The sequence below is a fragment of the Alphaproteobacteria bacterium genome, assembly GCA_033344895.1.
Lineage (GTDB): Bacteria > Pseudomonadota > Alphaproteobacteria > UBA8366 > Aestuariispiraceae > Pacificispira.
Map to the genome: position 1 here is coordinate 1,747,462 of JAWPMN010000001.1, position 25,544 is coordinate 1,773,005.

Annotated in this window: 24 protein-coding genes; 11 read left to right on the forward strand and 13 right to left on the reverse strand. The window is 64.7% G+C overall.

Annotated features, from left to right (window positions below; all coding sequences use genetic code 11):
• Positions 1-74 precede the first annotated feature (74 nt).
• Positions 75-1,436, reverse strand: coding sequence for a HAMP domain-containing sensor histidine kinase (locus R8L07_08580; GenBank protein MDW3205588.1), 1,362 nt, complete (start codon positions 1,434-1,436; stop codon positions 75-77).
• Positions 1,437-1,592: 156 nt separating this feature from the next.
• Here R8L07_08580 and rpmH point away from each other — a divergent pair, with 156 nt between their 5' ends.
• The 5 genes from rpmH to argB are packed head-to-tail and all read left to right on the forward strand — an operon-like array spanning position 1,593 to position 5,925.
• Positions 1,593-1,727, forward strand: a complete 135-nt coding sequence (gene rpmH, locus R8L07_08585; protein ID MDW3205589.1) for a 50S ribosomal protein L34 — start codon at positions 1,593-1,595, stop codon at positions 1,725-1,727.
• A gap of 44 nt (positions 1,728-1,771) precedes the next feature.
• Positions 1,772-2,191 carry a ribonuclease P protein component gene (gene rnpA, locus R8L07_08590; GenBank protein MDW3205590.1) on the forward strand — a complete coding sequence of 140 codons (420 nt, stop codon included), beginning with the start codon at positions 1,772-1,774 and terminating at the stop codon, positions 2,189-2,191.
• 38 nt (positions 2,192-2,229) lie between these two features.
• Positions 2,230-4,284: a membrane protein insertase YidC gene (gene yidC, locus R8L07_08595; protein MDW3205591.1), complete on the forward strand. Its 2,055-nt coding sequence runs from the start codon at positions 2,230-2,232 to the stop codon at positions 4,282-4,284.
• A 4-nt stretch (positions 4,285-4,288) separates the two neighbouring features.
• Positions 4,289-4,942: a ribosome biogenesis GTP-binding protein YihA/YsxC gene (gene yihA / locus R8L07_08600; protein MDW3205592.1), complete on the forward strand. Its 654-nt coding sequence runs from the start codon at positions 4,289-4,291 to the stop codon at positions 4,940-4,942.
• Positions 4,943-4,992: 50 nt separating this feature from the next.
• On the forward strand, positions 4,993-5,925 hold the full coding sequence (gene argB / locus R8L07_08605) for an acetylglutamate kinase (protein MDW3205593.1): 933 nt from the start codon (positions 4,993-4,995) through the stop codon (positions 5,923-5,925).
• Positions 5,926-5,942: 17 nt separating this feature from the next.
• Here the strand turns inward: argB and R8L07_08610 are convergent, their stop codons facing one another.
• The 8 genes from R8L07_08610 to R8L07_08645 all read right to left on the reverse strand — a co-directional run bounded on the left by R8L07_08610 (position 5,943) and on the right by R8L07_08645 (position 12,689).
• Positions 5,943-6,773, reverse strand: coding sequence for an aspartyl/asparaginyl beta-hydroxylase domain-containing protein (locus tag R8L07_08610; protein ID MDW3205594.1), 831 nt, complete (start codon positions 6,771-6,773; stop codon positions 5,943-5,945).
• A gap of 8 nt (positions 6,774-6,781) precedes the next feature.
• Positions 6,782-9,193 (reverse strand): phenylalanine--tRNA ligase subunit beta, encoded by a 2,412-nt coding sequence (gene pheT / locus R8L07_08615; GenBank protein MDW3205595.1) that lies wholly within the window; start codon positions 9,191-9,193, stop codon positions 6,782-6,784.
• Positions 9,194-9,292: 99 nt separating this feature from the next.
• Positions 9,293-9,613 (reverse strand): type II toxin-antitoxin system RelE/ParE family toxin, encoded by a 321-nt coding sequence (locus tag R8L07_08620; protein ID MDW3205596.1) that lies wholly within the window; start codon positions 9,611-9,613, stop codon positions 9,293-9,295.
• Positions 9,610-9,840, reverse strand: coding sequence for a ribbon-helix-helix domain-containing protein (locus R8L07_08625; protein MDW3205597.1), 231 nt, complete (start codon positions 9,838-9,840; stop codon positions 9,610-9,612). Before R8L07_08625 ends, R8L07_08620 begins: the two co-directional genes overlap by 4 nt.
• Positions 9,841-9,904: 64 nt before the next feature.
• Positions 9,905-11,002: a phenylalanine--tRNA ligase subunit alpha gene (pheS, locus tag R8L07_08630; GenBank protein ID MDW3205598.1), complete on the reverse strand. Its 1,098-nt coding sequence runs from the start codon at positions 11,000-11,002 to the stop codon at positions 9,905-9,907.
• A 130-nt stretch (positions 11,003-11,132) separates the two neighbouring features.
• Positions 11,133-11,504, reverse strand: coding sequence for a 50S ribosomal protein L20 (gene rplT, locus R8L07_08635; protein ID MDW3205599.1), 372 nt, complete (start codon positions 11,502-11,504; stop codon positions 11,133-11,135).
• A gap of 44 nt (positions 11,505-11,548) precedes the next feature.
• Positions 11,549-11,749, reverse strand: a complete 201-nt coding sequence (rpmI, locus tag R8L07_08640; protein MDW3205600.1) for a 50S ribosomal protein L35 — start codon at positions 11,747-11,749, stop codon at positions 11,549-11,551.
• A gap of 223 nt (positions 11,750-11,972) precedes the next feature.
• Positions 11,973-12,689 (reverse strand): pyrimidine 5'-nucleotidase, encoded by a 717-nt coding sequence (locus tag R8L07_08645; GenBank protein ID MDW3205601.1) that lies wholly within the window; start codon positions 12,687-12,689, stop codon positions 11,973-11,975.
• Positions 12,690-12,926: 237 nt separating this feature from the next.
• Between R8L07_08645 and R8L07_08650 the strand changes: the two genes are divergently transcribed.
• The 3 genes from R8L07_08650 to R8L07_08660 all read left to right on the forward strand — a co-directional run bounded on the left by R8L07_08650 (position 12,927) and on the right by R8L07_08660 (position 16,879).
• Positions 12,927-14,603, forward strand: coding sequence for a diguanylate cyclase (locus R8L07_08650; protein ID MDW3205602.1), 1,677 nt, complete (start codon positions 12,927-12,929; stop codon positions 14,601-14,603).
• Between the two features lie 76 nt (positions 14,604-14,679).
• Positions 14,680-15,918 carry a DUF2336 domain-containing protein gene (locus R8L07_08655; GenBank protein ID MDW3205603.1) on the forward strand — a complete coding sequence of 413 codons (1,239 nt, stop codon included), beginning with the start codon at positions 14,680-14,682 and terminating at the stop codon, positions 15,916-15,918.
• A 49-nt stretch (positions 15,919-15,967) separates the two neighbouring features.
• Positions 15,968-16,879 (forward strand): alpha/beta fold hydrolase, encoded by a 912-nt coding sequence (locus R8L07_08660; GenBank protein ID MDW3205604.1) that lies wholly within the window; start codon positions 15,968-15,970, stop codon positions 16,877-16,879.
• Between the two features lie 4 nt (positions 16,880-16,883).
• Here the strand turns inward: R8L07_08660 and R8L07_08665 are convergent, their stop codons facing one another.
• From R8L07_08665 to R8L07_08680, 4 genes are all read right to left on the reverse strand, one after another.
• Positions 16,884-20,075 carry an ABC transporter transmembrane domain-containing protein gene (locus R8L07_08665; GenBank protein ID MDW3205605.1) on the reverse strand — a complete coding sequence of 1,064 codons (3,192 nt, stop codon included), beginning with the start codon at positions 20,073-20,075 and terminating at the stop codon, positions 16,884-16,886.
• Positions 20,076-20,201: 126 nt separating this feature from the next.
• Positions 20,202-22,421 (reverse strand): adenylate/guanylate cyclase domain-containing protein, encoded by a 2,220-nt coding sequence (locus R8L07_08670; protein MDW3205606.1) that lies wholly within the window; start codon positions 22,419-22,421, stop codon positions 20,202-20,204.
• A 14-nt stretch (positions 22,422-22,435) separates the two neighbouring features.
• Complete coding sequence (locus R8L07_08675; GenBank protein MDW3205607.1) at positions 22,436-23,101, reverse strand: hypothetical protein; 666 nt, start codon at positions 23,099-23,101, stop codon at positions 22,436-22,438.
• Positions 23,102-23,166: 65 nt separating this feature from the next.
• Positions 23,167-23,937: an NAD kinase gene (locus R8L07_08680; protein MDW3205608.1), complete on the reverse strand. Its 771-nt coding sequence runs from the start codon at positions 23,935-23,937 to the stop codon at positions 23,167-23,169.
• A 106-nt stretch (positions 23,938-24,043) separates the two neighbouring features.
• Between R8L07_08680 and R8L07_08685 the strand changes: the two genes are divergently transcribed.
• The 3 genes from R8L07_08685 to R8L07_08695 all read left to right on the forward strand — a co-directional run bounded on the left by R8L07_08685 (position 24,044) and on the right by R8L07_08695 (position 25,543).
• Positions 24,044-24,556 (forward strand): hypothetical protein, encoded by a 513-nt coding sequence (locus tag R8L07_08685; protein MDW3205609.1) that lies wholly within the window; start codon positions 24,044-24,046, stop codon positions 24,554-24,556.
• 19 nt (positions 24,557-24,575) lie between these two features.
• Positions 24,576-24,989 carry a nuclear transport factor 2 family protein gene (locus R8L07_08690; GenBank protein MDW3205610.1) on the forward strand — a complete coding sequence of 138 codons (414 nt, stop codon included), beginning with the start codon at positions 24,576-24,578 and terminating at the stop codon, positions 24,987-24,989.
• Between the two features lie 77 nt (positions 24,990-25,066).
• Positions 25,067-25,543 carry a hypothetical protein gene (locus R8L07_08695; GenBank protein MDW3205611.1) on the forward strand — a complete coding sequence of 159 codons (477 nt, stop codon included), beginning with the start codon at positions 25,067-25,069 and terminating at the stop codon, positions 25,541-25,543.
• The last annotated feature ends 1 nt before the right edge of the window (position 25,544 follow it).

Below are 25,544 nucleotides of genomic sequence, written 5' to 3' on the forward strand. Positions count from 1 at the left end.
CCGCCTATTTGGGGCCGCCTGCGCAATTCTGAAGATGTGATCACCGGACTGTGAGAGTCGCGGATCAGGGCCGGTCAGGCATCTTCCGGCGTCGGACCGTCCGGCAGCCGCAGGGCAAAGACGGTTCCGCTGGCACCGGTGCTGCGCAACTCCAGGTCCCCGCCGTGATCCCGCGCCAGTTCCCGCGCGATCGACAGGCCCAGCCCGGTACCGCCGGCCCGGGCGGATCCTTCGAACGGCTTGAACAGATTTTCCTGCGCCCGTGGCGGCAGGCCCGGCCCGTTGTCGGATACCGTCACCTCCGCCGCCCCGTCTCGGCATTCGGCGGCCACGGCGATTTCGGTCGCCCCGGCCTCTGCCGCGTTGCGCAGCAGATTGCCGAAGACCCGGAACAACTGCGCCCGGTCGCCGTGCACCGTGGTGGTCGGGTCGATCCGGCAGGTCAGCCGCGCGCCGTTTGGCAGCCCGAAGCCGGCATCCTCGATCAAGGCCGCCAGCGGCACCGGTTCGAAGCGCATCGTGCCGCCGTCCTGGCTGGCATAGTTCAGGGTCCGGCCGCACAGCGCGGCGGCGCGTTCGATGGCGTCCAGGATGCCGGGCGCGATGCGGCGGACTTCGGGATCGTCGGAATTTTCCAGCCGGTCCGACACGACCAGTGCGCTGGACAGAATTCCGCGCAGATCGTGGTTGATCTTGGCGACAGCGGTGCCCAGCGCGGCCAGATGCTTCCGCTGGGTCAGCGCATCGCGGATCGTCGTCTGCATCGCGGCCAGCTCGCGCTCCGCCACGCCCACCTCGTCCCGGCGGCCGCTGGGCCGGATGACCAGGTTCTGATTTTCGGGATGGGACCGGAACCGGGCCATGTTGCGGATCAGCCGTTTCAGCGGCCGGACAAGCTGACGGCGCAATACCAGGAAAACCAGCAACGCGGTGATCAGCGAGATGGCGAGACTTAACCAGAACACCCGGAAGGCAAAGGCCAGGATCGCCTCACAGAGCGGGCCATCCTCCATGACGATTTCCAGCTCGACCGCCGGGTTGCGCGGTGACGGTCCGACGATGCGAAGGACGCGGCCTTCCTCCTGGGTCAGGGCCGAAAAGGCTTCCGCGATCATGGTCATCGGGCCTTCCTCAGCCGGCCGGACGGTGGCATCCACCGCGGGCGGCGACTTCAGCATCAGCGACAGTTTCAGGTCGCCCCGCCGGGCCGCGACGGAATGTGCCTCGACGAACCCCAGCAGTTCCTGGGTCAGTTCCTCGGACACCATGCCGTCCGGCGTCGCGTCCAGAACCAGCACGGCCAGATGCGCCGCCGCCATGCGGTCGCGGATGTAGGTTTCGCGGAAACGCGCGACGGAAGGCACGAAAATCAGCACTTCCGCCGCCATTACGAAGATGATGGTCAGCAGCAGAAGCCGCGCTGACAGGCTCTTCATTCGGGCCCCCGATCCATCTGTCGTCCCGCCGCTGAAACGATCCTTGCCGGACCCGTGCGGAGAATCGCGCGGATCGCGTTGACTTGGGCGGTTCACCCCACTATACAGCGGCGTCGAATTCCGGGGTGCAACCCCAAAAGACGTCGGAGACGAACCGTGAAACGCACTTATCAACCCAGCCGCCTTGTCCGCAAGCGTCGCCACGGCTTCCGTGCGCGCATGGCCACGAAGGCCGGCCGCCGGGTGCTGGCCAACCGCCGCGCCAAGGGCCGCGCGAAGCTGTCCGCCTGATCGGAACGGCCCGCCCGGCTGTTCCCCAACGCCGAATGATCGCCATGACCGAACGGACGATCACTCTGGCGCGGATGAAGAAACGGGCGGAGTTCCTGCGGGTGACGCGGGCGCGAACCAGCGCGGGCATGCCGGGCCTGGTCCTGCAGGCATGTCCCTGGAGCGACACGATGTCACCCCGCCGGACAGCCGTCGGCAGCGAAGAAGAGTTCCAGGATGCGGGCGGCGGTGACGGCGCCCGCATCGGTTTTACTGCCAGCAAGAAGGTCGGCAATGCCGTGGCCCGCAACCGGGCCAAACGCCGCCTTCGGGCATTGAGCGAGGAAGTGATGACCCGGCATGCGGTGCCGGGTCTTGACTATGTCCTGATCGCCCGGCAGAGCACTCCCACCCGTTCCTACGCCGCCCTGCGCGGCGATCTGGAGCGGGCCCTCAAGCGGCTCAAGCTCTGGCGGGACGTCTGAAACCGGGCGGCACCGGCCCCGGAAAGAGGCAAGGCGGAATGAACGATTCAAAAAACCTGATTCTGGCAATCGGCCTGTCGGTCCTGGTTCTGTTTGCCTGGCCCTTCCTTCAGGAAACCTTTTTCCCGTCACCCCCCGCCCCGCCACAGCAGACCCAGACCGCCCAGACGGGCCAGCAGGGTCAGGCGCCGGTCGACGGCAGCGAGGCCGGCGTTCCCACGCCCGGCATGGATGACGGTGTCCCCAATGTCTCCGGTTCCAGCGATCTGGCCGAGCCGGTGGTCGATCCGGTGAACCGCGCCAATGCGCTGCAGCAGGCGCCGCGGATCGCCATTGAAACGCCCCGTGTCTCCGGTTCGATCAATCTGCGCGGCGCGCGGGTCGACGATCTGACCCTGAAGGGCTACCACCAGACGATCGAGGACGATTCCCCGCTGATCGATCTGCTGGAGCCGGCCGGCAGCCGAAAACCCTATCTGGTGCAGTTCGGCTGGGTCGCCGCGGACGGCCTGGAGGTTCCCAATGGCGAGACCGTCTGGGAAGCCGACGGCGAGACCCTGTCCCCGGAAAGCCCGGTGACGCTGAGCTGGACCAACGCCGCCGGCGTGACATTCGAGCAGGTGTTCGAAATCGACCGGAACTACATGGTCACGGTCACGCAGCGTCTGCGCAACGGGTCCGATGCCTCGGTCGCGCCCCAGACCTATGGCCGCATTTTCCGCTCGGGCATGCCGAAGCTGGAAAACTTCTACATCCTGCATGAAGGCCTGATCGGCGTCTTCGACGGCGTTCTGGAAGAGCGCGACTACGACGAACTGGCCGACAAGCCGAAGGGCACGGAACGCTTCACCACGACCGGCGGCTGGATGGGCATTACCGACAAATACTGGCTGGTGGCGCTGGTTCCGGATCAGGGCAGCCCGGTTCAGGCAACCTTCCGCCGGACGCCGCGCACCGTCGAGGGTCAGTATCACGTCAACTATCTGAACGATCCGCAGACCGTGGCGCCCGGCGCCAGCGCGGAATCCACCGGCCGGTTCTTCGCCGGCGCGAAGGAAACCACGCTGCTGGACAAATACGGCGAGGATCTGGGAATCACGAATTTCGACCTGGCGGTCGATTTCGGCTGGTTCTACTTCCTGACCAAGCCGATCTTCCTGGCGATCCACTGGCTGAACGGCATCCTGGGCAATTTCGGCCTGGCGATCCTGGCCCTGACCGTCGCGATCAAGCTGGCCTTCTTCCCGCTGGCCAACAAGTCCTACAAATCCATGAGCAAGATGAAGCTGCTGCAGCCGAAGATCGTCGAGATGCGCGATCGCCTCGGCGACGACAAGCAGAAGCTTCAGCAGGAGATGATGGAACTGTACAAGAAGGAAAAGGTGAACCCGCTGTCGGGCTGTTTGCCGATCCTGGTACAGATTCCGGTCTTCTTCGCGCTCTACAAGGTGCTGTTCGTCACCATCGAGATGCGCCATGCGCCCTTCTATGGCTGGATCGAGGATCTGTCGGCGCCGGACCCGCTGGGCCTGCTGACCGGTTTCGGGCTGATCGACTGGCAGGTGCCGGCCTGGCTGGTGCTGTTCAACATCGGGCTGTGGCCGATCATCATGGGCTTCACCATGTGGTTCCAGCAGAAGCTGAACCCGCCGCCCGCCGATCCGATCCAGCAGCGCATCTTCGGTCTGATGCCGATCTTCTTCACCTTCATCCTGGGCGGATTCCCGGCCGGTCTGGTGATCTACTGGGCCTGGAACAACTCGCTGTCGATCCTGCAGCAATACGTCATCATGCGGCGCATGGGCGTGGCGATCGGCGGCGGCCGTGTCGAGGATGCCGACAAGAAGTCGGTCGAGGCAAAGTCGAACGAAAAGCGCGCCATCGAGAAGCCTGCCGCGAAGAAGGCTGATTCTGAGAAGTCAGAACCTAAGAAGGCTGAGTCCAAGAAGGCCGCTGGCAAGAAGGCGAAGGGCAAGAAGGCCCAGAGCAAGAAGGCCGCCACGAAAAAGGCCGCCGCGAAAAAGGCTGGCAACGCGCAGAACGAACCCGATCAGGCTGACGACGAGAAGGCCGACGAGACCAAGTCGGACTGACGCGATGCCGGATTTTGAACAGACCGGACCCGACGCCGCGCAGCTTGAAGTGGGCCGGAAGCTGTTCTCGGGCGAATGCCGCTTCATGCTGGGCTGCGTCGCCATGGCGCAGCTGCCGGACCCGATCCTGCCCGAAGTCGCCTTTGCCGGCCGGTCGAATGTCGGCAAGTCCAGCCTGATCAACGCGCTGACCGGCCGCAAGACGCTGGCCCGGACCTCGAACACGCCGGGCCGCACGCGTGAGATCAACTTCTTCGAATACGAGAACCGGCTGCGCCTGGTGGATATGCCGGGCTATGGTTTCGCCAAGGTTCCGAAGCCGATGGTCGAGGGCTGGACGCAGCTGATCCACGACTATCTGCGCGGGCGCGCCGTCCTGCGACGGCTTTGTGTCCTGGTCGACAGCCGTCATGGGCTGAAGGCCAATGACGAGCAGTTGCTGACCCTGCTGGACAAGGCGGCGGTGAACTATCGCGTCGTGCTGACCAAGACGGATAAGCTGGGCGGCGGCGGTGTCCGGAAGGTTGAGGCGGCGGTCACCGAAGCCCTGAAGAAGCATCCCGCCGCGGTGCCGGTGCCGCTGAGTACCAGTTCCGAAAAAGGCCTGGGCATCGAAGAACTGCGCGCCGAACTGGCAAGCTTCGCCGAGCCGGGGTAAGGTCCGGCAAACCGGATCGACAAACAATAACAAGGGAGCAGGTTGGGACGATGACGACGGGTGAATCCGGCCATGTAGCGGCGGACAAGGCGCGGCGGCGCGTCGAATGGCTGGCACAGGCCGGCATCCTGACCGAGGCGCTGCCCTTCATGCGCCGATACAACGACAAGACGCTGGTCGTGAAATATGGCGGTCATGCCATGGGCGATGCCCGTCTGGCCCGGCTTTTCGCGCGCGATATCGTGCTGCTGAAACAGGTCGGCGTCGACCCGATCGTCGTCCATGGCGGCGGCCCTCAGATCGGCGAGATGCTGTCCCGCATGTCGAAGGAAAGCGTCTTCGTCGACGGGTTGCGGGTTACCGATCAGGAAACGGTCGATATCGTCGAAATGGTCCTGGCGGGCTCGATCAACAAGCAGATCGTCGCCTCGCTGCAGTCGGAGGGCGGTCAGGCGATCGGCCTGTCCGGCAAGGATGGCGGCTTGATCAAGGCGCGCAAGCTGCAGCGCACGACCAAGGATCCGGAAAGCAATATCGAGAAGGTGCTCGACCTCGGTTTCGTGGGGGAGCCCTATGACTGCGACACGACCATTCTGGAAATCCTGCGCAAGAGCGACTTCATCCCCGTCATCGCGCCGATCGGCATGGGCGAGAACGGCGAGACCTACAACATCAACGCCGATACCGCGGCGGGCGCCATCGCCGGCGCGGCCGGGGCGAAACGCCTGCTGCTGCTGACCGACGTCGCCGGCGTGCTGGACAAGAACGGCAACCTGATCCCGGACCTGACCGTCTCCGAGGCGGAGAAACTGCAGGACCAGGGCGTGATCTCCGGTGGCATGATCCCCAAGATTCAGACCTGCATCGAAGCGGTCCGCGCCGGGGCCGACGGCGCAGTCATCCTGGACGGCCGCCACCAGCACCAGATCCTGCTGGAACTGTTCACGGAACACGGCACGGGGACGCTGATCCGCGCGGATTGAGCCGGATCCTGGCGCCTTTACTCCGCCGGTGCCTTACCCGTCCCCAGCATGGTCCAGCGGCGGTAATAGATCGACTTGAACGCTGTTGCCGCCCAGGACACGGGGACCATCAGCGCGCGCAGCAGCGCCGGGACCGGGCTGGGGCGGATCACGTCCATGAAGACGACGTAGCGGCGGCCGTCATGGTCGTTGACGGAGCGGTGCATCAGCGTGTCGTCGAAGATGAACAGCGGGTCGTCGGCCCAGTAATGCTTGGTCCTGCCGCATTCGATGAAGACCTCGGCATCCTTCACCGGCGTCAGATTGTAGAGCACGCGCAGGGTCAGACGCAGCGGGCCGAAGTGGAAATTGGTGCGCTCCGTACCCTGGAAGACCGAGACGGCGATGGTGCGGATATGCCGGAAATCGCCGTTCAGCGGCGCGAAGTCGCGGTTGTAGCGCTGCCCGAACCAGCGGAACAGGAACATGCCGCGCTTGGCCTCGGTCCCCAGCTCGCCATCGATCCGCCGGATGACCGCATCCTTGTTGTCGCGGAAAAAGGACAGGACCGTTTCCAGCTCCGCCTGGCATTCTTCCGAAAAATCCTCCGGGCGGTAGATCTTGCGGTTCCGGTAGCTGACCAGATCGAGGAGGAGATTCAGGGGCGCGACCAGCCAGGTGGTGAAGCCGTTGCCGCTGAAATAGCGCTGGAACAGGTAGAAATCCCGCCGCTCGTTGCGGATTACGTCCAGCAGCCCGCAGGCGATGTAGACTACGGTGATGGCGGGGATGAAGGTCAGCGTCACCGCCAGGAACAGGGCGGCGATGATCGCCTGCTTGACCTTCTTCTTGCCGATGCGGACGGCCAATAGACCCCCTATCGGCGCAGCGTGCCGCCGGTGGATTTGGTGACATTGGCGACGATCTTGTCGCCGACCGCCTCGATCTCCTTGTCCGTCAGCGTCGCGTCGACCGGTTGCAGCGTCACGGACAGGGCGATGGACTTCTTGCCGTCCATTTCCGCCCCTTCATAGACGTCGAAGACGGTGGCATCGGCCACCAGAGCCTTGTCGGCGCCCAACGCGGCGCGCACCAGCTTCTCCGCCGGGACATCGGCGTCCACCAGGAAGGCGAAGTCGCGGCCGACCGGCTGGAAGGACGAGGCCTGCAGCAGCGGCCGGGTCTTGCCGGCGCCCTTCTTGGCCTTGGGCTGCGGGATGTTCTCGACGAAGATCTCGAAGGCCGCGACGCGTCCGCGCAGGTCGTAGCGCTTGGCAACCGCCGGGTGGATTTCACCGAAACGGGCCAGAACGTTCGGGCCCAGGCGGAAACAGCCGGTCCGGCCGGGGTGATACCAGTCCGGCACATCGCTGTTGTCCGACTGCAGCTTGTCGACCGGCGCGCCGCAGGCCTCCAGCACCGCCAGAACGTCGGCCTTGGCGTCGAACACGTCCGGTTCGCGCATGGTCTCGTTCCAGTGCCGCGGCACGGCCTTGCCGGAGCGCAGGCCGGTCGCGACCGTGTCCTGATCCTTCGGCCCGCGCCCGCGATATGTCGGTCCGACCTCGAACAGGGCGACATCGCCGTGGCCGCGCCCGGTATTGCGCTGCGCCGCGGCCAGCAGGTTCGGCAGGATGGTCGGGCGCATCGTGTCCAGATCGGCGCTGATCGGGTTGGCGATGGCCAGAAGCTTGGCGTCGCCGCCGAAGGCCACGGCGTCCGCCTTGGCCAGGAAGGACCAGGTCACCGCCTCGTACATGCCGCGCTGGGCCAGCACCTTCTTGGCGAAGGCGATGCGGCGCTGGGTCAGCGTCAGGATGGGCTGCGGCAATTCCCCGTCCAGCGTCATGGAAACCGCCGGGATCTGGTCGAAGCCCTTGATCCGCAGCACTTCCTCGATCAGGCACTGCTCGTGCTCGACATCGTTGCGCCAGGACGGCGTATTGACGGTGATCATGCCGTAGGGCTGCATGGTGGTGAAGCCCAGCCGCTCTAGAATGTCGACCGCTTCCTCGGTCTTCACGGCCAGTCCGCCGAAGCTCTTGAGACGCTCCGGGCGCAGCACGACCGTCTTCACATTGTCCGGGATCTTGCCGGCATCGACGACATGAGAGGTCTCGCCGCCGCACCATTCGGCGATCAGCTTCGCGGCGACGGCGACGCCCCATTCGGCGCCTTTCGGGTCCAGTCCGCGTTCGAAACGGTAGCGCGCGTCGGATTCGATGCCCAGGCGGCGGCCGGTTTCGGCCACGCGCACCGCATCGAACAGGGCGCATTCCAGGAAGACCTCGGTGGTCTCGTCGGTGCAGCCGCTCAACTCGCCGCCCATGACGCCGCCGATTCCCTGCGGACCGTTCTCGTCGGCGATGATCGGCATGCCGGCTTCCAGCGTGTACTCCTTGCCGTCCAGCGCCAGGATCGTCTCCCCGGCCTCGGCGTGACGCATCAGCAGCGTGTCGCCCTTCACCTTGGCGGCGTCGAAGACATGCAGCGGGCGGCCCAGATCATGGGTGACATAGTTGGTGACGTCGACCAGCGCGGAAATCGGTCGCAGGCCGATGGCGGTCAGCCGGCGCTGAACCCAGGCCGGCGACGGGCCGTTCTTCACGCCCCGGAAATGCCGCCCGGCGACATAGGAACAATCATCGCCGATCGCGTCCGACCGCGCCCATTTCAGCGGCGAGTCATAGGTCCCGGCGACCGGCTCCAGATCGATCGGCTTCAGCGTGCCCAGACCCTTGGCCGCCAGATCGCGCGCGATGCCGCGCACGCCCAGGCAGTCGCCCCGGTCCGGCGTGATGGCGATTTCGATGACCGGATCGTCCAGGCCCATATATTCCGCAAAGGATTTCCCCAGCGGCGCATCTTCCGGCAGGTCGATGATGCCGTCATGGTCGTCCGACAGGCCCATCTCCCGCTCGGAACACAGCATGCCGTTGGATTCCTCGCCGCGGATGACGCCCGGTTTCAGCAGCAAGTCCGTACCCGGCACATAGGCGCCGGCGGGGGCGAAGACGCCCTTCATCCCGGTCCGCGCATTGGGTGCGCCGCAGACGACCTGGACCGGCTCGCCGCCTTCCTCGGTCTCGACCATGCAGACGCGCAGCCGGTCCGCATTCGGATGCTGCTTCGCCTCGCGGACATAGCAGATCGTAAACGGCTTCAGCTTCGCCGCCGGATCGTCGACGCCCTCCAGCTCCAGGCCCAGCGAGGTCAGCGCATCGGTGATCTCCGTCAGCGACGCCTCGGTTTCCAGATGGTCTTTCAGCCAGGAAAGGGTGAACTTCATGGATCTGTCCGCACGTTTAAAGAAAGGGTGCGCTGTCTATACCGCCGCCGCCGGGACGGGGCAATGCCGGTCCGGCGACAAGGCCCGAAATCCGGGGCTTCAGTCGTCGCGCAGGAGGGCGGGGATGTCGCGATGGGCGTGGAGGACACGCAGCACCTCGATCCGGTCGGACAAGTCGCGATAGAAAATCAGGTAGGGGAAGTCTCGCAGCGGCCACGCCCGCAAGCCTGGAACAGCCGCCGGCAACGCATAGCGCAGGGCGCCGATGGCCGGGTTGTTCGCAATTCGGGCAACCCCGTCCCGGACGGCACCCGTAAAACGCCGCGCCAACGCTTTTCCGCCTTCGCCGACAAGATACTGCGCCGTATCCCGAAGGTTGGTTTCGGCCGATACCCGGTATCGAACCGGTTTCGCCGTCACCCGCGCTCCATCCGGTCGATTTCGGCATCCATCCGGTCGAAGAAGGCGCGATCCATCGCGCCGCCATCCGGCGAGTCCATTCCCTCGGCAATCAGTGCCCGAAAACGCTGAACCTCAAGATCCTTGCGGATCAGGTCGCGGATATACTCGCTGCTCGACACATAGCCGCGCGTCGACACCGCCGTGTCGACCTCGGCCTTCATCTCGTCCGTCAGGGATATGTTCATCGTCGCCATGCCCTCAAAATAGGGGCGATGGCAAAAATTGGCAATGATCGGAAATCGGCAAGCCTTACGGCGTCAGTCCCCGCACCAGGCTTGCGGCTTCCAGCGGGACGAAGCCGTAATGCTTCAGCCAGCGCAGGTCGGCGTCGAAGAAGGTGCGCAGGTCGGGGATGCCGTATTTCAGCATCGCGATGCGTTCGATCCCCATGCCGAAGGCGAAACCCTGATATTCGTCGGGGTCGACACCGGACATGGTCAGGACCTTCGGGTTCACCATGCCGCTGCCGAGGATTTCCAGCCAGCCGTCGCCGTCATTGCCCTGATGGCCGATGGTCAGGCCGCCATCCTTGCGGTTGCAGCCGATATCGACCTCCGCCGACGGTTCGGTGAAGGGGAAATAGCTGGGACGGAAGCGCAGCGGCACGTCCTCGACCTCGAAATAGGCGCTGCAGAAATCCTGCAGGCAGCCCTTCAGGTGTCCGAAATGGGTCTTCTTATCGACGACCAGTGCCTCGACCTGATGGAACATCGGCGTGTGGGTCATGTCGCTATCGGAGCGATAGGTGCGGCCCGGCGCGATGATCTTGATCGGCGGCTTCTGCTTTTCCATCGTGCGGATCTGCACGGTCGACGTATGGGTGCGCAGCACCGTCGACATGTCCACACCGCCGTTTTCGTCGGCCATGTAGAACGTGTCGTGCATCTGACGCGCCGGGTGTTCCGGCGGCATGTTCAGGGCGGTGAAATTGTGGAAATCGTCGTCGATATCCGGGCCTTCGGCGACGGCAAAGCCCATCTCGCCGAAGATCGCGACGATCTCGTCCAGGGTCTGGCTGATCGGGTGCAGCCGGCCCATCTGGCCCGGCCGCGGCGGCAGCGAGACATCGACCCGGTCGCCGGCCAGTCTGGCATTCATCTCGGCCAGTTCCAGCGCACCCTTGCGGGCCTCGATCGCTTCCGCGATCCGGTCCTTGACGGCGTTCAGCGCCTGACCGGCGGTCTTGCGCGCGTCGGGGTCCAGCTTGCCCAGCCCCTTCATCTCGGCGGTGATGCGGCCCTTCTTGCCCAGGGCCTCGACCCGGACCTCGTCCAGCGCCTTCAGATCGCCGGCCGAGTCCACCCGGGCCAGCAGTTCGTCGCCTAACGCCTGCGCATCGATCGTCATCGTATCCTCAGTCCCCAAAACAAAAGGCTAGGCCCCGAAACAAAAACGCCGGCTCTCTGTCCCCGATTGTCGGGATGGGAGAGCCGGCGTCTTCGAACCTGTCGCCTGTGGTCGGCTAAGTGCCGCCGGCTCAGTTCGCGGTCAGAGCTTCCTGCGCCCGGCCGACCAGAGCCTTGAAGGCTTCCGGATCGTGCACCGCGATATCGGCCAGAACCTTGCGGTCCAGCTCGATGTCGGCCTTGTTCAGGCCGTCGATGAAACGGGCGTAGGTCATGCTGTGATCGGACGCATCCCGGACAGCGGCGTTGATGCGCTGAATCCAGAGCTTGCGGAAGTCCCGCTTGCGGGCGCGGCGGTCGCGATAAGCGTACTGGCCGGCCTTCTCCACCGCCTGGACGGCAGTGCGGAACGTATTCTTGCGGCGGCCGCGATAGCCGTCGGCCTGCTTGATGATCTTCTTATGCTTGGCGTGGGTGGTCACACCCCGTTTGACGCGTGCCATGGTTCAAGGCTCCTCGAAGTCGAATTTCTGTGGGGACGGGGCGCTTACTGGCCGCGAAGCCAGTTGCGCTTCACCACCGTCGCATCCGCGTCGCACATGATCTGGCCGCCACGGTTCTGGCGCTTCATCTGCGTCGGACGATTCGAGGTGTTGTGGCGCAGGTAGGCGCTGTAGAAACGCACCTTGCCGGTACCGGTGATCTTGAACCGCTTTTTGGCGGAACTCTTCGTCTTGATCTTGGGCATTTCACACTCCGTCGGTGGGCGGATGACCGTCCGACCGGAAGCCGGGGATCAGGGCCGCTTTTTCGTCTGGCGGCCGGGCATACCCATCAGGCCCGGACGCGCCGCTACACTGCCCCGGCCGAAACCGGGAACGCGGGCTTATACCGGGGCGGCGACGGGCTTGCAAGGCCCGATCGACCCGGCCGGCATGGCCCGATAGGTCCTGGCCGGATGGCGGCCTGTATCAGGCCCGTTCCAGACTGTCCGCCAGACCTGTGAGCCATGCGGTCAGGTTGTCGGTTTCATGATGCACGTATTCCGCCTCTCCGCCGGTACCGGACCAGGCGTGGTCGGTCCTGACCCAGACCGTGCGCATGCCGAGCGCGGCCGGCACCATCAGGTTCTTGGCGATATCCTCGACCATGACCGCGCGGTCAGCACGCACCGTGTGGCGCTGGACCATGGCGTGATAGGGGGCGGGGTCCGGCTTGGGCACGAACTCCGCATGGGCGATGTCGAAGATGTCGTCGAAATGTGATGCGATCCCCAGCCGCGCCAGCACGGCCTCGGCATGGGCGACGGTGCCGTTGGTGAAGATCAGCTTCCGGCCGGGCAGGCGATCCAGCGCCGCGCCCAGGGCTGCGTTGGCCGGGACCGGGCTGTAGTCGATGTCGTGGACATGGCCCAGAAAGGCGTGGGGATCCACCGAATGATGCAGCATCAATCCGCGCAGTGTCGTTCCGTGTTCCCGGAAATACCGCTTCTGGATCGCCCGTGCCTCGTCATAGGTAATGCCCAGCAGATCCGAAATGAATCCGCCCATCCGCAGGTCGACCTGGTGGAACAGGTTGCACTCGGCGGGATAGAGCGTGTTGTCGAGGTCGAAAATCCAGTCACGCGCCTCCGCGAGGGCGGGGTCGGAGGCGGGGTCCCTGGCGGGCTCCTTCGCAGGACCGGGCATTGGTCCGGCGTCGGTTCGGTTCGCATCGGCGGTCGATTGATCTGTCATGAGGGTGAAAATGGCGTGCAAACCCTGTGCGGGCAATCCCGAACTGTCTCGATTTATAGGCAAATTAAACCATACCGATTTACCCTTTCTTCACCAGTTATAGGTATAAGGGTATGAAACGGTAGCCGCATGGTTGCCACGGAACAGTTTCAAAAGGCCGGGTCATCGCCCGGCAGGGTCGGATCAGGCATGGCAGTGGCAGAACGGACGGGCAAATTGGACCTCCCGGCGCTGACCGGCGCTTTCGACAGCTATCCCGGCCCGGTTCTGGCGTTGGACGAGGACGCGCGGCTGGTGCCGTTGAATGCCGCGGCGATTCCCGTTGCCGACGATCTGAACGGCGACACCGGGGTTTCGCTGATGCCCGCCATGGTACAACTGGCGGTAAAGACCCGCAGCGAGAACCGCGCCAAGACCCGCACCTTCACCCTTCCCAGCACCGGCCGTCAGGTCGAGTTCATCATGCTGCCGCAGTCCGACGGATCGCAGTTGCTGATCGGCCGGGACGCGACGCTTGAAGTCAGCATTCGGTCCGCCCTGGCGGAATCCCGAACCCGGTTCAAGGATCTGGTGGAGGTCGCCGCCGATTTCGCCTGGGAAACGGACCGGGACGGTTTGATCTGCTATATCTCGCCGCGCGGTGCCATCGGCTACGCGCCGGAGGAACTTCTGGGCGAGGCGCCGGAAACGCTCCTGCTGGCCCCGGAATCCGCCCCGAAGCCGTTGCCGTTTCTGGCCGACGTGATCGTCCGCAATGTCGAGGTCTGGGTTCGTACCCGCGGTGGCGAGCCGGCCTGCATCCTGGTTTCGGCGATTCCGGTCCTCGACAAGGACGGCATTCTGTCGGGGACGCGCGGCATTGCCATCGACGTGACCGAGGAACGCCAGCGCCAGAGCGAACTGGCGCGCCTGAAGATCCGTGAGCGGCTGGTCTCCTATATCGTCGATTCCCTGCGCAATGAGGTCACGCCGACCGAGATGCTGCACTCCGCGGCTACGGCGCTGGGCCGATCGACATCGGCATCGGCCTGCATCGTGCAGGTCCGCGGGCCCCATGGCACGCCGCTGGATATCGCGGCTTTCGGCACCGCGCCGGACCCCGATCTGGCGGAAGAAGCGATGAACGCCATCCTGGCCAAGCACGGCAGCGCCGTGGAGGGCGGGATCGGTCCGCACAAATATCTGGGAATCGCCACCGACTATCGTGGCGAAACCAACGGTGGGATCGTCCTGTGGCGCGACGATGACGGACAGGGTTGGGATGACGAGGAGCATGCCCTGCTGAAGGCGGTCGAGCCGCAATTCGGCATTGTGTTCCGTCAGATCGCTGACCAGCACCAGCTGGAGCATCTGTCGCGCACGGACGATCTGACGGGCCTGCGCAACCGCCGCGCCTTCATGGAAGATCTGTCGCGCGAAATGGCGCGATATGAGCGCTATCGGGAACCGGGGGCGCTTCTGTTTGTCGATCTGGACAATTTCAAGCCCATCAATGATCGCTTCGGCCATGAAAAGGGCGACGAGGCGCTGAAGGCGATTGCGGACATCCTGTCGGGTGCGACACGGACCTACGACCTGACCTGTCGGCTGGGCGGCGACGAGTTCGCGGCCTGGATCGAAGGGGCCGACCGGGAGATCGGTGAGGCGCGCGCCGAGAAGTTCCTATCCAGCCTTGAAGTCTGGAAGGCCGAGCATCTGGACCCCGAAATCGGCTTCGGCATGTCGATCGGGGTTGCGATGTTCGAACCGGGCACCGGAGAGACGGTTGAAGGCTTGATCGCCCGGGCCGATGCGGCAATGTACGATGCGAAGAAGGGTGGGAAGAACCGGATCGTGTTCGCGGAATCCCGCATTGCCGATGCTTAGCGCGGATGAAAAGAGGGAATTCCCCAGGCGCTCCAGCCTTGTCGGCTGCAAACGGACGGAAAAGGACGACGGCAACTTGGCGACGTATGAGGATCAGAAGCGGCTGGCGCGCGATCCGGACCCTGAGGTCCGGGCGGCTCTGGCGGCCGATCCGGAGACGCGGCCGGAAATCCTGTACTTCCTGGCCGAGGATGCGGATGCGTCCGTGCGGCGTCAGGTTGCCCTGAACGAAGGGTCGCCGCGCCAGGCGGATCTGCTGCTCACTCAGGATGCCGATGAAGGAATCCGTACCGACCTGGCCGCCAAGATCGCCCGGCTGACCCCGGACCTTCCGGACGATCGTCGGACGGCGCTGTACAAGTTGACGGTCCAGGCGCTGGAGGCGCTGGCCGAGGATCAGTTGGTCCGGGTGCGCGAAATCCTGTCCAATGCCCTGAAAGATGTGGCCAAGGCGCCGCCCAATGTGATCCTGACCCTGGCGAAGGACCGTTCCCTGACCGTGTCCAGCCCGGTCCTGGAGTTTTCGCCCGTCCTGTCCGACGCCGATCTGCTGGAAGTCATCAATTCGGGTCCGATCCAGGGCGCGATGAATGCCATTGCAAAGCGGCAATCCCTCAAGGCCAGCGTTTCCGACGCGATCGCCCGATCCGGCGATGAGGAGGCGATCTCGAACCTGCTCGCCAATGGCAGCGCCCAGATCCGCGAGGATACGCTGGATTTCATCATCGACCGGGCGCCGAACCATCTGGTCTGGCACGAACCCCTGGTGATGCGTCCGAAACTGTCGCCCCGTGCCGTCCAGCGACTGGCCAGCTTCGTTGCGATGAATCTGCTGGACCGTGTTCAGAAGCGCCTGGACCTGGACGACGAGACCCTGGTTGCCGTGGCGGACGCGGTCGAGAAGCGCCTGGCGGAGGATACCAAGCAGAAGCTGGCAGAGCCGCAATGGGCGGAGAAGGACGATATCGACTCGCAGATCGAGCGTCTGCACAAGACCGGCGGGCTGAACGCGCGCGCCCTGGAAAAGGCACTGGCCCAGGGCGAAAAGCGGTTCGTGCTGAAGGCACTTGCCAAGCTGGGCGACATTCCGGTTCAGACCGTCAACCGGATCATTGCCAATCGCAGTGCCAAGGCAGTGGTTGCCCTGACCTGGAAGGCCGGTCTGAAACCGCATTTCGCCTCGCAGCTCCAATCGCAGCTGGTCGGCCTGAGCCCGAGTGAGATCGTGCGCGTCGACGAAAACCGCTGGCCGATGTCACCGGAAGCGATGCAGTGGCAGCTCGACTTTCACGCAGAATCCAGCCACGCCGTGTGAGCGCTGTCGGGGTACCGCCCGGTTGTTCCGTTTCACCGGTGCACGAACCATGAAATCCCCTTTAAGATCTGCCGAAACGATCCGGATCGATGGACCGTCCGGACCATTGGAGGGGACGCTGCAGCCTGTCGATGATGCCGGGCATATCGTTTTGATCATACCCGGATCAGGACCGGTTGATCGGGACGGCAACTCTCCGGGGTTGGAGCTTGCGACCGATAGCTACCGACTTCTGGCGGAAGGACTGGCGGCCGAAGGGATCGCATCGATCCGCGTCGACAAGCGCGGTCTGTTCGGCAGCGCTGCACCTGGGACGGATCCGAACGATGTCACGATCGGCGCCTATGCGGATGATGCGCTGGCCTGGATCGGTCGCGCCACCGAATGGGCACCAATGGTCTGGTTGGCGGGCCATTCCGAAGGCGGTCTGGTGGCCCTGGAAACCGCCCGCCGGGCACCGAACGGGGCCCTGGGGGGTCTGATGCTGCTGGCCACGGCGGGTCGGCCGATGGGCCGTTTGCTGGTCGAGCAATTACGCGTCGTGCCGGGAAACGCCGCATTGATGCCGGAAATTGAAGCAACCGTGGATGCGCTGGAATCCGGCCGGCGACTGCCGGAATCGAGCCTTTCACCGCCGCTGCGAAGCCTGTTTTCAGACACTCTGCAGGGCTATCTGGTCGATCTGTTCGCCAAAGACCCGGTCGCGCTGGCAAAACACTGGTCGGGGCCCACCCTGATCCTGCAGGGCGATGCCGATCTCCAGGTCAAACCATTGGATGCGCAGCTTTTGAACGCCGCCCTGCCCCAGGCCGACTGTCGGATACTGGGCGGTGTGACCCATATGTTGAAGGCAGATGTTCCCGGGAATCCCTACGCAACCTATACCGATCCGACTCTCCCCCTTCATGCGGACATAATCCCGACTCTGGTCGCCGCGATAAAGGGTACTGCCGGGAGGTGAAGCCCTACTCCCCGTTCTGGGCGTGGACCAGTTCGTTTCGGGCGCGGTTCAGCTCGCTGGTGGTCAGGATCAGGCGGCGGCCCAGTTCCCGGGTCATTTCGAAGGCGAATTGCGGGTCCTGGCGGGCCATTTCCGAAAAGACTTCGCGGTTCAGTCGCAGCGCCGTCGTCGTGATGCGGGCGCGGACGGTGGCGGTACGTTTTGAATCGCACAGCAGGGCCAGTTCGCCGACCAGCTTGTTCGCCCCCAGTTCGAACAGGACCTGCTCGGAATCCTCCGTCTCGATCACGACTTCGGCGGCGCCGTCCAGGATGACATAGGCGTCTTCCCCGTCATCGCCCTGCTGCATCAGGATCTCGCCCGGCTTGTAGGTCATCCGTTCGCTGGTGAAGGCCAGGAACTTCAGCTTCGTGGCATCCAGATTCGAGAACAGCGGCAATTCCTGCAGCAGCCGTGCCTCGGCGCTCAGCGCCTCGCTGGCTTTGGCTGTGGCCGCCGGGGCGGCGCGCTGTTCTTCCGGGCTGGCGGCCTCGCCGTCGGTTCGGGTCAGGACGCGCCCGTTCTTGATGTCGAAGGTCCGGGCAAAGTCGATGCCCTCCTGGGGTGAGGAGCCGACCCAGATCTGGGTCGTACCGTCCAGCGCATCGTGCAGTTTCCGGGCAATCCGCTTGCGCTGGCCCGGCTCGATATTGTTCAGCCCGTCTGCCATGACCAGGATGTCCGGACGCTTCAGCGCGACCCGGACCGCATTGAGCTTCTGGCGCTGGATGCCGGACAGGCGTCCGCCGCCGATGCCGACCTGGAAATTCAGTGCGGTACGCAGAATGGCGGGCTCCAGGCCCAGATCATGCGCGACCTCCTGAACCAGGGCGCCGACCTTCTCCATGGCATCGGCGCGGCCGTGGACGATGCGCCCGAACAGGATGTTGTCCAGGATGCTGAGACCGCGGTTGATCTGGTCGTCGCGATACGGGTCGACGCCCCCGCCCGGCTCGAAGATCTCGGGATGTGTGGCATGCAGATCATGGCGCAGGTCAACCAGCCGCTGCTGCATGGCGTCGTCGATCAGGCCCAGGCGGTGGCGTTGCACGGTCAGATTCAGCGGCAGGCTGATGATCACCTGGCGCTCCGACGGGGTCAGTTCCGACACGCCGCCTTCCTTCTGGACCTTGCGGATCACGACCTTCAGTTCCGGCAGCACCTCCTCGTTCACGAAACTGTACTGATCGAAGAAGGAATGGCCGGCCGGCACGTCGCGGAACAGGTCGACGATCAGTTCGGCGCAGCGCAGTCCGATGTCGAAGAAGTCGTCGATCAATCCATGCTTCTCCAGCATTTCGCGGATGATCGTGTTTTTCGGCCAGTTCTCGTATTCCCATTCGGGTTTGACCGGCTTGCCGAAGATGATGTTGCCCGCGACGGAGGCATAGGTGTTGTAGCGCTCGAAATCATAGGCCTGGACAAGGTCGTCCATGCCGCGCGCATCAAGCAGCTCTCGGATGCGCTCGCGCGCCGACCCGATCTGCTCGGCCAGGTCCGGAACCAGTTTCGGATCGATGCTCTGGCGCAGGCCCAGGGCGTACATGTCGTCCCGCAGCTCGACGGTCTCGAACAGGTCCAGGGCCTTGTCCAGCACGCCGGTCCGGTCTTCCGCCCCGGCGCTGTGATAGTCGAGCCAATCCGCCGTCGGGCTGAACGGGCTGTTGCCGGACGCGACCGCTTCCTCGATCTCCTTCAGCCGGTCCTCGTCGGCCTGTTGGCTTTCCAGTTCCTTGACCGGGGGCAAACGCCGCAGGCCCAGCAGCAGGTTGTCCGCAATGGATTCGTTGAAGAAGATCGGGTCGCTGACGACATAGCCGATCCGCGCGCCGGTCACGGCCTCGTGCAGGCCTTCGACCTTGTCGCCGCCGATGGTCAGGCTGCCGCCCGTCGGCATCAGCACGCGCGCCATCAGCCGGGCGAAAATTTCCTTCGCCGTACCGTTCGGGCTGACCACGGCGACGGCCTCGCCCTCCTCGACGGAGAAGCTGGAATTGTCGATGACGCGCACGCCGTCCTCATCGGCCCAGGTCAGGCCGTTGGCCTCCACCGCACCCTTGAGCCGCGGCAGATCGGACGGGGGATCGCGCTGCAGGTCTTCCGGCAGCATGCCGGGCGGTTCGAACTGGCTGATCAACTGATCGTACTTGATCTTGGAATCCGCCAGCCGCTGGTACCAGCCCAGCAGTTCCTTCCACGGCGCCGCCAAATCCTTGTAGGCCGCAAGTGCCGCGACCAGCGCCCCGATGGACAGGTCGCCGAACAGGACCAGATAACCGCCGATGGCATAGAACAGGAACGGCGTCATCTGGTTGATGAAGTTGTTCACGAACTTCATGAAGAACTTGCGTTCGTAGATCTCCAGTCGGACCCAGAAGATCTTGCCGAGACTGCGCGAAATGTCGGACAGGACGAAGCCGGTATTGTCGTGTGCGCGCACATCCTGAACGCCGCCGACGACTTCACCTATGCGGTTCGACAGCTTGCGGACGTGCTTCACCCGCTCCTTGCCGAGCTGATTGATCCGCTTCTGCAGCTTCGGAATGATGTAGCCCTGCACCGGCACCAGGGCCGTGGCCGCCAGTCCCATCATCGGGTCCTGCACGAAAAGGAAGGCGATGATCGTCAGGAATGTGCCGCCCTGGAAGGCCAGCAGCACGATGGCATCGCCGAAGAACCCGCCCAGGGGCTCGACCTCGGCGGTGACCATGGTCACGACCTCGCCGGACGAGGTTTTCTGGAACTGCGGCAGGGGGAAACGCAGTGTGCGCTCGATCAGGATGAACCGCAGGCGGCGCAGAAGGCGCTCCGCCATGATCCCCTTGTAGGTGTTGATCCGCATCTTGAATACGCCGTTGATGCAGACCAGTGCCAGAAACAGGGCGCAGAGCAGGAAGAGATAGGGCAGCCGCTCCATCTCGATGCCGAACATCGCGGTGAGGTCGAAACCGAAGATTTCGACCGGAACGACCTCTTCCGGTACCGGTACGCTGGCATCGTCGGCCTGGGTCGGATCCTTGATCGCCTTGTTGACGATGGTCTTGGGCAGATCGAAGGAAAAGTACAGAAACGGAAACGAGATGGCCGTAAGGGCGAGCGCCAGCAATTGCTCGCGCTTCGAGTACGCCCAGATATAGCCGTACATCGACTTATGCATGTCAGTACTGCCCCCCAGCGGTGACCACGCCGACCGGTACCGGGTCTCCCCAAACGCCGCCACCTTCGCTGACCCCCATTGCGACCTGTCGTGTCTGCCTAGTCAAGCTTGTCACCCGGAATTGCCTCATTTCCTGGTCAGGTCCGTGACGCCGTCCCATCCGGGCGGCGGCGGCTCCTGCAGCCGTATTTCGCAGCGTTCCACGGCCTTGGCGGAGGCAGGGTCCCCGTCCTGGGCCAGCGTCCGGAACGCGTCGCGCGCGGCCGCGAAGTCGCCGGCCTGGAACCGGTGCAGGGCGGCCTCATAGGCATCGCGCAGGGCCAGTGTCTCGTCCTTCACCGACCCGGCCTCGCCCAGCGGCTCGTAGAGGCCGACCGGGGAGTCTCGGCCGACGACGCGAACCCGGTCGATCATCCGCCACTCGAACAGGTCGCCGGTGGCCCTTACCGTGTCTTCGCCGGCCATCAGCAGGGTGCCGTATTGCTTGTTCACGCTTTCCAGCCGCGCCGCCAGATTTACGGAATCGCCCATGACGGTATAGGTCTTGCGCCGCTCCGCCCCGACATTGCCCGCTGTCATGAAGCCGGTATTGATGCCGATCCGGGTCCGTACAACACGGCCTTCCGGCACATCGAACCGGTCCTGCGCCGCGGCCAGGCCCCGATCAATCGCCAGGGCACAGCGAACGGCGCTGACGGCGTGGTTGTCATCCCGTACCGGCGCGCCGAAGACCGAACAGACCGCATCCCCCAGAAAACGTTCGATGATGCCGCCATGGGCCTCGATCTCGCGGCCGATGATCTTGAAATACTCGTTCAGGAAAGTGACCAGTTCCGGCGGCCCCATCTTCTCCGAAATGCCGGAAAACGCTTCGATGTCCGAGAAGAAACAGGACAGCTCGCGGCTTTCCCCGCCCAATTCCGGCACATCGCCGGCATCGATCATCGCCTCGATGACCTTGCGGTCGAGATATTGCGAGAAGGTCTGACGCACATGACGGCGTTCGCGGTCCGCGGTGACGAAGCGGAATCCCACCATGCCGCCCAGCGCCAGCAGCGCCGCGGCGCCGGGGTCGGTCAGCGGTAGGACGGTTCCGTCCCTGAACAGGAATGCCGCACCCAGCGCATAGAGGCCCCCGATCGCGATTGTGGCGCCCAGGGCGACCGACGGGCGGCGCCAGGCCGCCAGCCCTGCCGCGACAAGGGCCAGCGCGAAGGCGGCACCGAAACGCAGCCCCGGCCCGGGCCGGTCGACCGCCTCGCCGTCCAGCAGATTTCGCACCGCATGCGCATGTAGATAGACGCCGGCTTCGGTATTGCGGGTCAGGGCGGCGACCGGGGCCGGTGCACCGTCGCAGGCTTCGGGGGCGCCCGCGAAATCCGGGCGGCGCACGAGACGGTTTGACATCAGCTTGCGGTCCTCGAGATCGGTGACGAAACCGAACAGAACCGCCCGTCCCTCGAAGGCCCGGCGCAGATACTCCGCGTCGTCGCAGGCCAGAATGTCGTGGAAGGTATAGGACGGCACAGCGCCGGGTGTCGGGTCGAAATTCACCACCATATTGGTGCCGCGTTCCGCATCCGCCAGAACCGGAACGGATTTTCCCCCGAAGACGAAACGCCTCGGCGGAGACCATTCGAAATCCTGGCCGCTGTGACGCCGCGCGACTTCCAGCGCAAAGAAAGGGTGCAGCCCGCCATCCGCCGTATCGGCCAGCAGCGGGACGCCGCGCACGATGCCGTCGGCGTCGACATAGGCGTTGACGGAATGCAGCGCCGCGCCGCGCCCGATCATCTGGCGCAGGCCCTGATGCGGCAGCACCGGCCCCTGCGCCAGATCGGCATATCCGAGGACTATACGGCCCTGTCCGCGCCCATAGGTCTTCATGCCGATCAGCAGGTCCCGGTCCAGCCGCCGCAGGGCCCGTTCCGAACCGCTGTCCAGATCGACGCGCCCGCCCAGAATGTCGGACATGGATTTGGCCGCGCTGTTCTGCAGGATCACGTCCCAGGCGAAGACCGTCGCCCCGGCCTCCAGGACTTTTGCCTGCACCGCCGCCATCTGGTCGGTCCAAAGGATGCGGGGAATGCCGGACAGGCCGTCCGCGGCAAAGGTTTCGGGGGTGATCGCGACAACCGCGACGGGGCTGTCTTGTTCGATCCGCCCGGCGCCGATGGTATCGCGCAGCAGGTGCAGGATATCCTCGTCGAGCGGATGGAACCGGTCAAAGGACGGAATGGCCGTGGCCAAGGCCGCGATCGCGGCCGCGATGAGGCAGGCCGTCGGATTGCGCCAGCGCCGGAACTGGCGCCGGGCCGTCGGTCGCGATTCCCCGTCCCCGTTCACCCCCTCGGTTTCCGTCAGAGCGGGACGAGGCGGGCGATCAGCGCGGGCGACCGTTCTTCGGCAAGCTTGGAAACCAGCACGGTCAGGGTTCGATCGCCTCGCCGGATCAGATAGGTCTGACCCGGTGTCAGGGCGATGCCGGCGTCGCGGAAGTCGGCCAGCCCGTCCGAGGCGCCGACCCGGGCCCAGGTCCCGGACCCGGCTTCGCAGGCGTCGATATAATCGACTGCCGCCGCAGGCTCTGTCAGGCGGACCAGCGGGCTGACGTCATAGACGACAACATCGGGCACCAGACTGTCGCAGGGATTGCCCGGCCGCATGACCGTCGTGCCGGCTTCCTGCTGCTGCGCGCTGGACAGGGTGACGACCTGATCGTCGCAGGACACATAGGCGGTTTCCACCGTCCCGCCGGCAACGTCGCTCTGCATATCGCCGACCGTGACCGTCCCGCCGGTAATGGTCTCCTGGGCGCAACTGATGAAATAGCCGATCGTCAGAACCTCGCCGGGGGCCAGCTGGATGATCTGTCCCGGCTCCAGATAATCCATCATCTGGACATCGTCGCGGTCGCTGGAGATATCCTCCACCATCGCGGATGGTTCGTCTGCGCCCGCGATTCCGGCCCAGGCCACCGTTCCGATCAGAAGCGAGATCACCCCGCCCGCGCGTCGATATGCCATATCCGACAAGCCTCCTTGCCCCGTCTTGCGTCCAGTCCCGTGCCCCGTCCCGCACTATAGCAGGATCAGGTGGCAAATTGCTCCTTCAGGATTCTTTCTTCCAGATTATGCTCGGGATCGAACAGGATCGTGGCCGCCATGTCGCGGTCCTCGACAATCTCGACATGGCGCACATCGCGCACTTCGGCCGAATCCGCCACGGCGCTGACCGGCCGCTTGCGGGTGTCGCGGATTTCGAACTCGACCTTCGCCGATTGCGGCAGCAGGGCGCCGCGCCAGCGCCGCGGCCGGAAGGCGCTGATCGGCGTCAGGGCCAGCACGCCCGCGCCCAGCGGCACGATCGGGCCGTGGGCGGACAGATTGTAGGCCGTGCTGCCCGCCGGCGTGGCCAGCAGAACGCCGTCGCAGACCAGCCCGTTCAGCCGCGCGACCCCGTCGACGCGGATATCGATCTTGGCCGCCTGCCGGGTTTCGCGGAAGATCGAGACCTCGTTGATGGCAAGCGCTTCCTCGACCTCTCCGCTGACGCGGGTGGCGCGCATGCGCAGCGGATGCAGGCGCAGGGCGGTGGCCCGCTTGATCCGCTCCATCAGCGTGTCGTGCACGAATTCGTTCATCAGGAACCCGACCGTGCCGCGGTTCATGCCGTAGATCGGCTTGCCGCTGCCGATGAACATGCGCAGCGTGTGCAGCATGAACCCGTCGCCCCCCAGCGCGACGATGACGTCCGCATCCTTCGGATTCTCGACACCCGAATAGGTTCGCCGCAGGCGCGACAGCGCCTCCTTGGCGCGCGGGGCATCGGACGCCACAAAGGCGAGTTTCGGGTCCGCCATCGGGTCGGTCTTCCCTGTTTTCCTCCAAGAAATCGCCCATGCGTGCTTGCCAGGCGTCCCGTGTCGCGGCCACACTAGAGGAATTTCCGACAGGGGGAAACGCCGTATGTTCCAATCATTTGCGCCGCGCGGGATCGGACCGGCCCTGGTCTGCGCTGCCATTCTGTTGCTGGTCGCCGGGGGGGCTGCGGCGCAGGAACAACGCCATGACGGATACTACTATCCGTCGCCTCAGACCGAGGAGCGTTACGCCGCCCGGGTCGGCAATGCGGGCAAGGCGGACCGCCGAACGCGCATCGCCTTCACGACCGGCCTCACGGCCCAGATGCTGGCCGCCCCGTCGCCACCGCGCTTTGCGATTTTCGCCAAGGGCAGCGACGCGGAGAAGCTGATCATCGTCGGTCTGCAGGACGATGCCTTCAATACGCTCTACCGGTTGCGGGCGTTGCTGGCCATGCTGACCGCCTATGCCCGGTCCAGCCCGGCCTTCAACAGTCACCCGAACCCGGAGAACCTGACCTTCCTGGACCTGATATACCTGATCGGTTTTGAGCAGGTGACGGTTTCGGACGGAAGGGAAGTGGCGCATCGTATCTATCTCGACCCGCCGGTCCAGTGACCGCCGCAGGAGGGACCCGATGACACAGAGAGACGATGCGGAGATCCTGTTTGCCAACGAACGGTTCTATACCGCCTTCGCCGGGGGCGATGCGGAGGAGATGGCGCGGCTCTGGGGCCGGTCGGGTGAGACCTGTTGCCTGCATCCGGGATGGGAACCGTTGTTCGGTTTCAACAGAATCCTGGCCAGCTGGCGCGCGATTCTGCAGTCGCCGCCGCCGGTACGTTGCGTCGACCCGCGCACGGTTCCGGCGGGTGAAAACGGCGGTGCGGTGATCTGCTGGGAAGAAATCGGTGGCGAATTCCTGATCGCAACCAATCTGTTTCGTCGCGAAGACGGCGAATGGCGGATCGTTCATCATCAGGCCGGACCGGTGCGCGGCGCGCCGCCGGAACCGGAGGCCGACGCGGGTTCCGGCCGCAGCGTCAATTGAAAGTGATCCGATCTTTGCCCGAACACGTCATTGGGTTAGATTGGTTAACGATAACGGGGGCAGGAATGGAGACGGCGATGCGACGGTTCGCAAGCGTGGCCGCATTGGCATTGTTGGCAGGGTTGGGATTCGCACTGGCATCCGGGCCCGCCTCCGCCCAGTCGAAGCCGGAATTTCAGCAGGATTTCTACAACGCGTCGCGCTGCATGGACGTGAAGGAATTCAATGACAGCGGTATCCGCACCATTACCGCGAAGAACCTGTGCAACGCACAGGTCGCCGCCCTGATCTGCTATCGCATCATCACCGGGTCCGGGGTCTATTCGGTGCCCGGCTGGTACTGCGAGTATTCCAATCTCTACAATCCCGGATCGGTCCGGACGATCTCCCGCGGCGGGTTCTATCATCCGAAGCTCAAGATCGCGGCCTGTGCGGCGGCGAATGTGCGCTGTGACCGGGTGATCCGCTCGATCGACGTGCGCGTTGGCGACAGTTTCGAAGACCCCGAAAAGGTCGCGAAGGCCGTCCGGTCTCAGACCGGCGCCGGCGGCTGAC

What these genes read in the sequence shown, in the direction of transcription:
- argB (MDW3205593.1), top strand. Translation starts at nt 4,993, where the DNA reads ATGACGACGGGTGAATCCGGCCATGTAGCGGCGGACAAGGCGCGGCGG.
- R8L07_08650 (MDW3205602.1), top strand. Translation starts at nt 12,927, where the DNA reads ATGGCAGTGGCAGAACGGACGGGCAAATTGGACCTCCCGGCGCTGACC.
- R8L07_08625 (MDW3205597.1), bottom strand. Translation starts at nt 9,840, where the DNA reads ATGAACATATCCCTGACGGACGAGATGAAGGCCGAGGTCGACACGGCG.
- R8L07_08695 (MDW3205611.1), top strand. Translation starts at nt 25,067, where the DNA reads ATGCGACGGTTCGCAAGCGTGGCCGCATTGGCATTGTTGGCAGGGTTG.
- pheS (MDW3205598.1), bottom strand. Translation starts at nt 11,002, where the DNA reads ATGACGATCGATGCGCAGGCGTTAGGCGACGAACTGCTGGCCCGGGTG.
- R8L07_08680 (MDW3205608.1), bottom strand. Translation starts at nt 23,937, where the DNA reads ATGGCGGACCCGAAACTCGCCTTTGTGGCGTCCGATGCCCCGCGCGCC.
- yihA (MDW3205592.1), top strand. Translation starts at nt 4,289, where the DNA reads ATGCCGGATTTTGAACAGACCGGACCCGACGCCGCGCAGCTTGAAGTG.
- rpmI (MDW3205600.1), bottom strand. Translation starts at nt 11,749, where the DNA reads ATGCCCAAGATCAAGACGAAGAGTTCCGCCAAAAAGCGGTTCAAGATC.
- pheT (MDW3205595.1), bottom strand. Translation starts at nt 9,193, where the DNA reads ATGAAGTTCACCCTTTCCTGGCTGAAAGACCATCTGGAAACCGAGGCG.
- R8L07_08665 (MDW3205605.1), bottom strand. Translation starts at nt 20,075, where the DNA reads ATGCATAAGTCGATGTACGGCTATATCTGGGCGTACTCGAAGCGCGAG.
- R8L07_08580 (MDW3205588.1), bottom strand. Translation starts at nt 1,436, where the DNA reads ATGAAGAGCCTGTCAGCGCGGCTTCTGCTGCTGACCATCATCTTCGTA.
- R8L07_08690 (MDW3205610.1), top strand. Translation starts at nt 24,576, where the DNA reads ATGACACAGAGAGACGATGCGGAGATCCTGTTTGCCAACGAACGGTTC.
- rnpA (MDW3205590.1), top strand. Translation starts at nt 1,772, where the DNA reads ATGACCGAACGGACGATCACTCTGGCGCGGATGAAGAAACGGGCGGAG.
- R8L07_08675 (MDW3205607.1), bottom strand. Translation starts at nt 23,101, where the DNA reads ATGGCATATCGACGCGCGGGCGGGGTGATCTCGCTTCTGATCGGAACG.
- R8L07_08645 (MDW3205601.1), bottom strand. Translation starts at nt 12,689, where the DNA reads ATGCCCGGTCCTGCGAAGGAGCCCGCCAGGGACCCCGCCTCCGACCCC.
- R8L07_08685 (MDW3205609.1), top strand. Translation starts at nt 24,044, where the DNA reads ATGTTCCAATCATTTGCGCCGCGCGGGATCGGACCGGCCCTGGTCTGC.
- yidC (MDW3205591.1), top strand. Translation starts at nt 2,230, where the DNA reads ATGAACGATTCAAAAAACCTGATTCTGGCAATCGGCCTGTCGGTCCTG.
- rplT (MDW3205599.1), bottom strand. Translation starts at nt 11,504, where the DNA reads ATGGCACGCGTCAAACGGGGTGTGACCACCCACGCCAAGCATAAGAAG.
- R8L07_08660 (MDW3205604.1), top strand. Translation starts at nt 15,968, where the DNA reads ATGAAATCCCCTTTAAGATCTGCCGAAACGATCCGGATCGATGGACCG.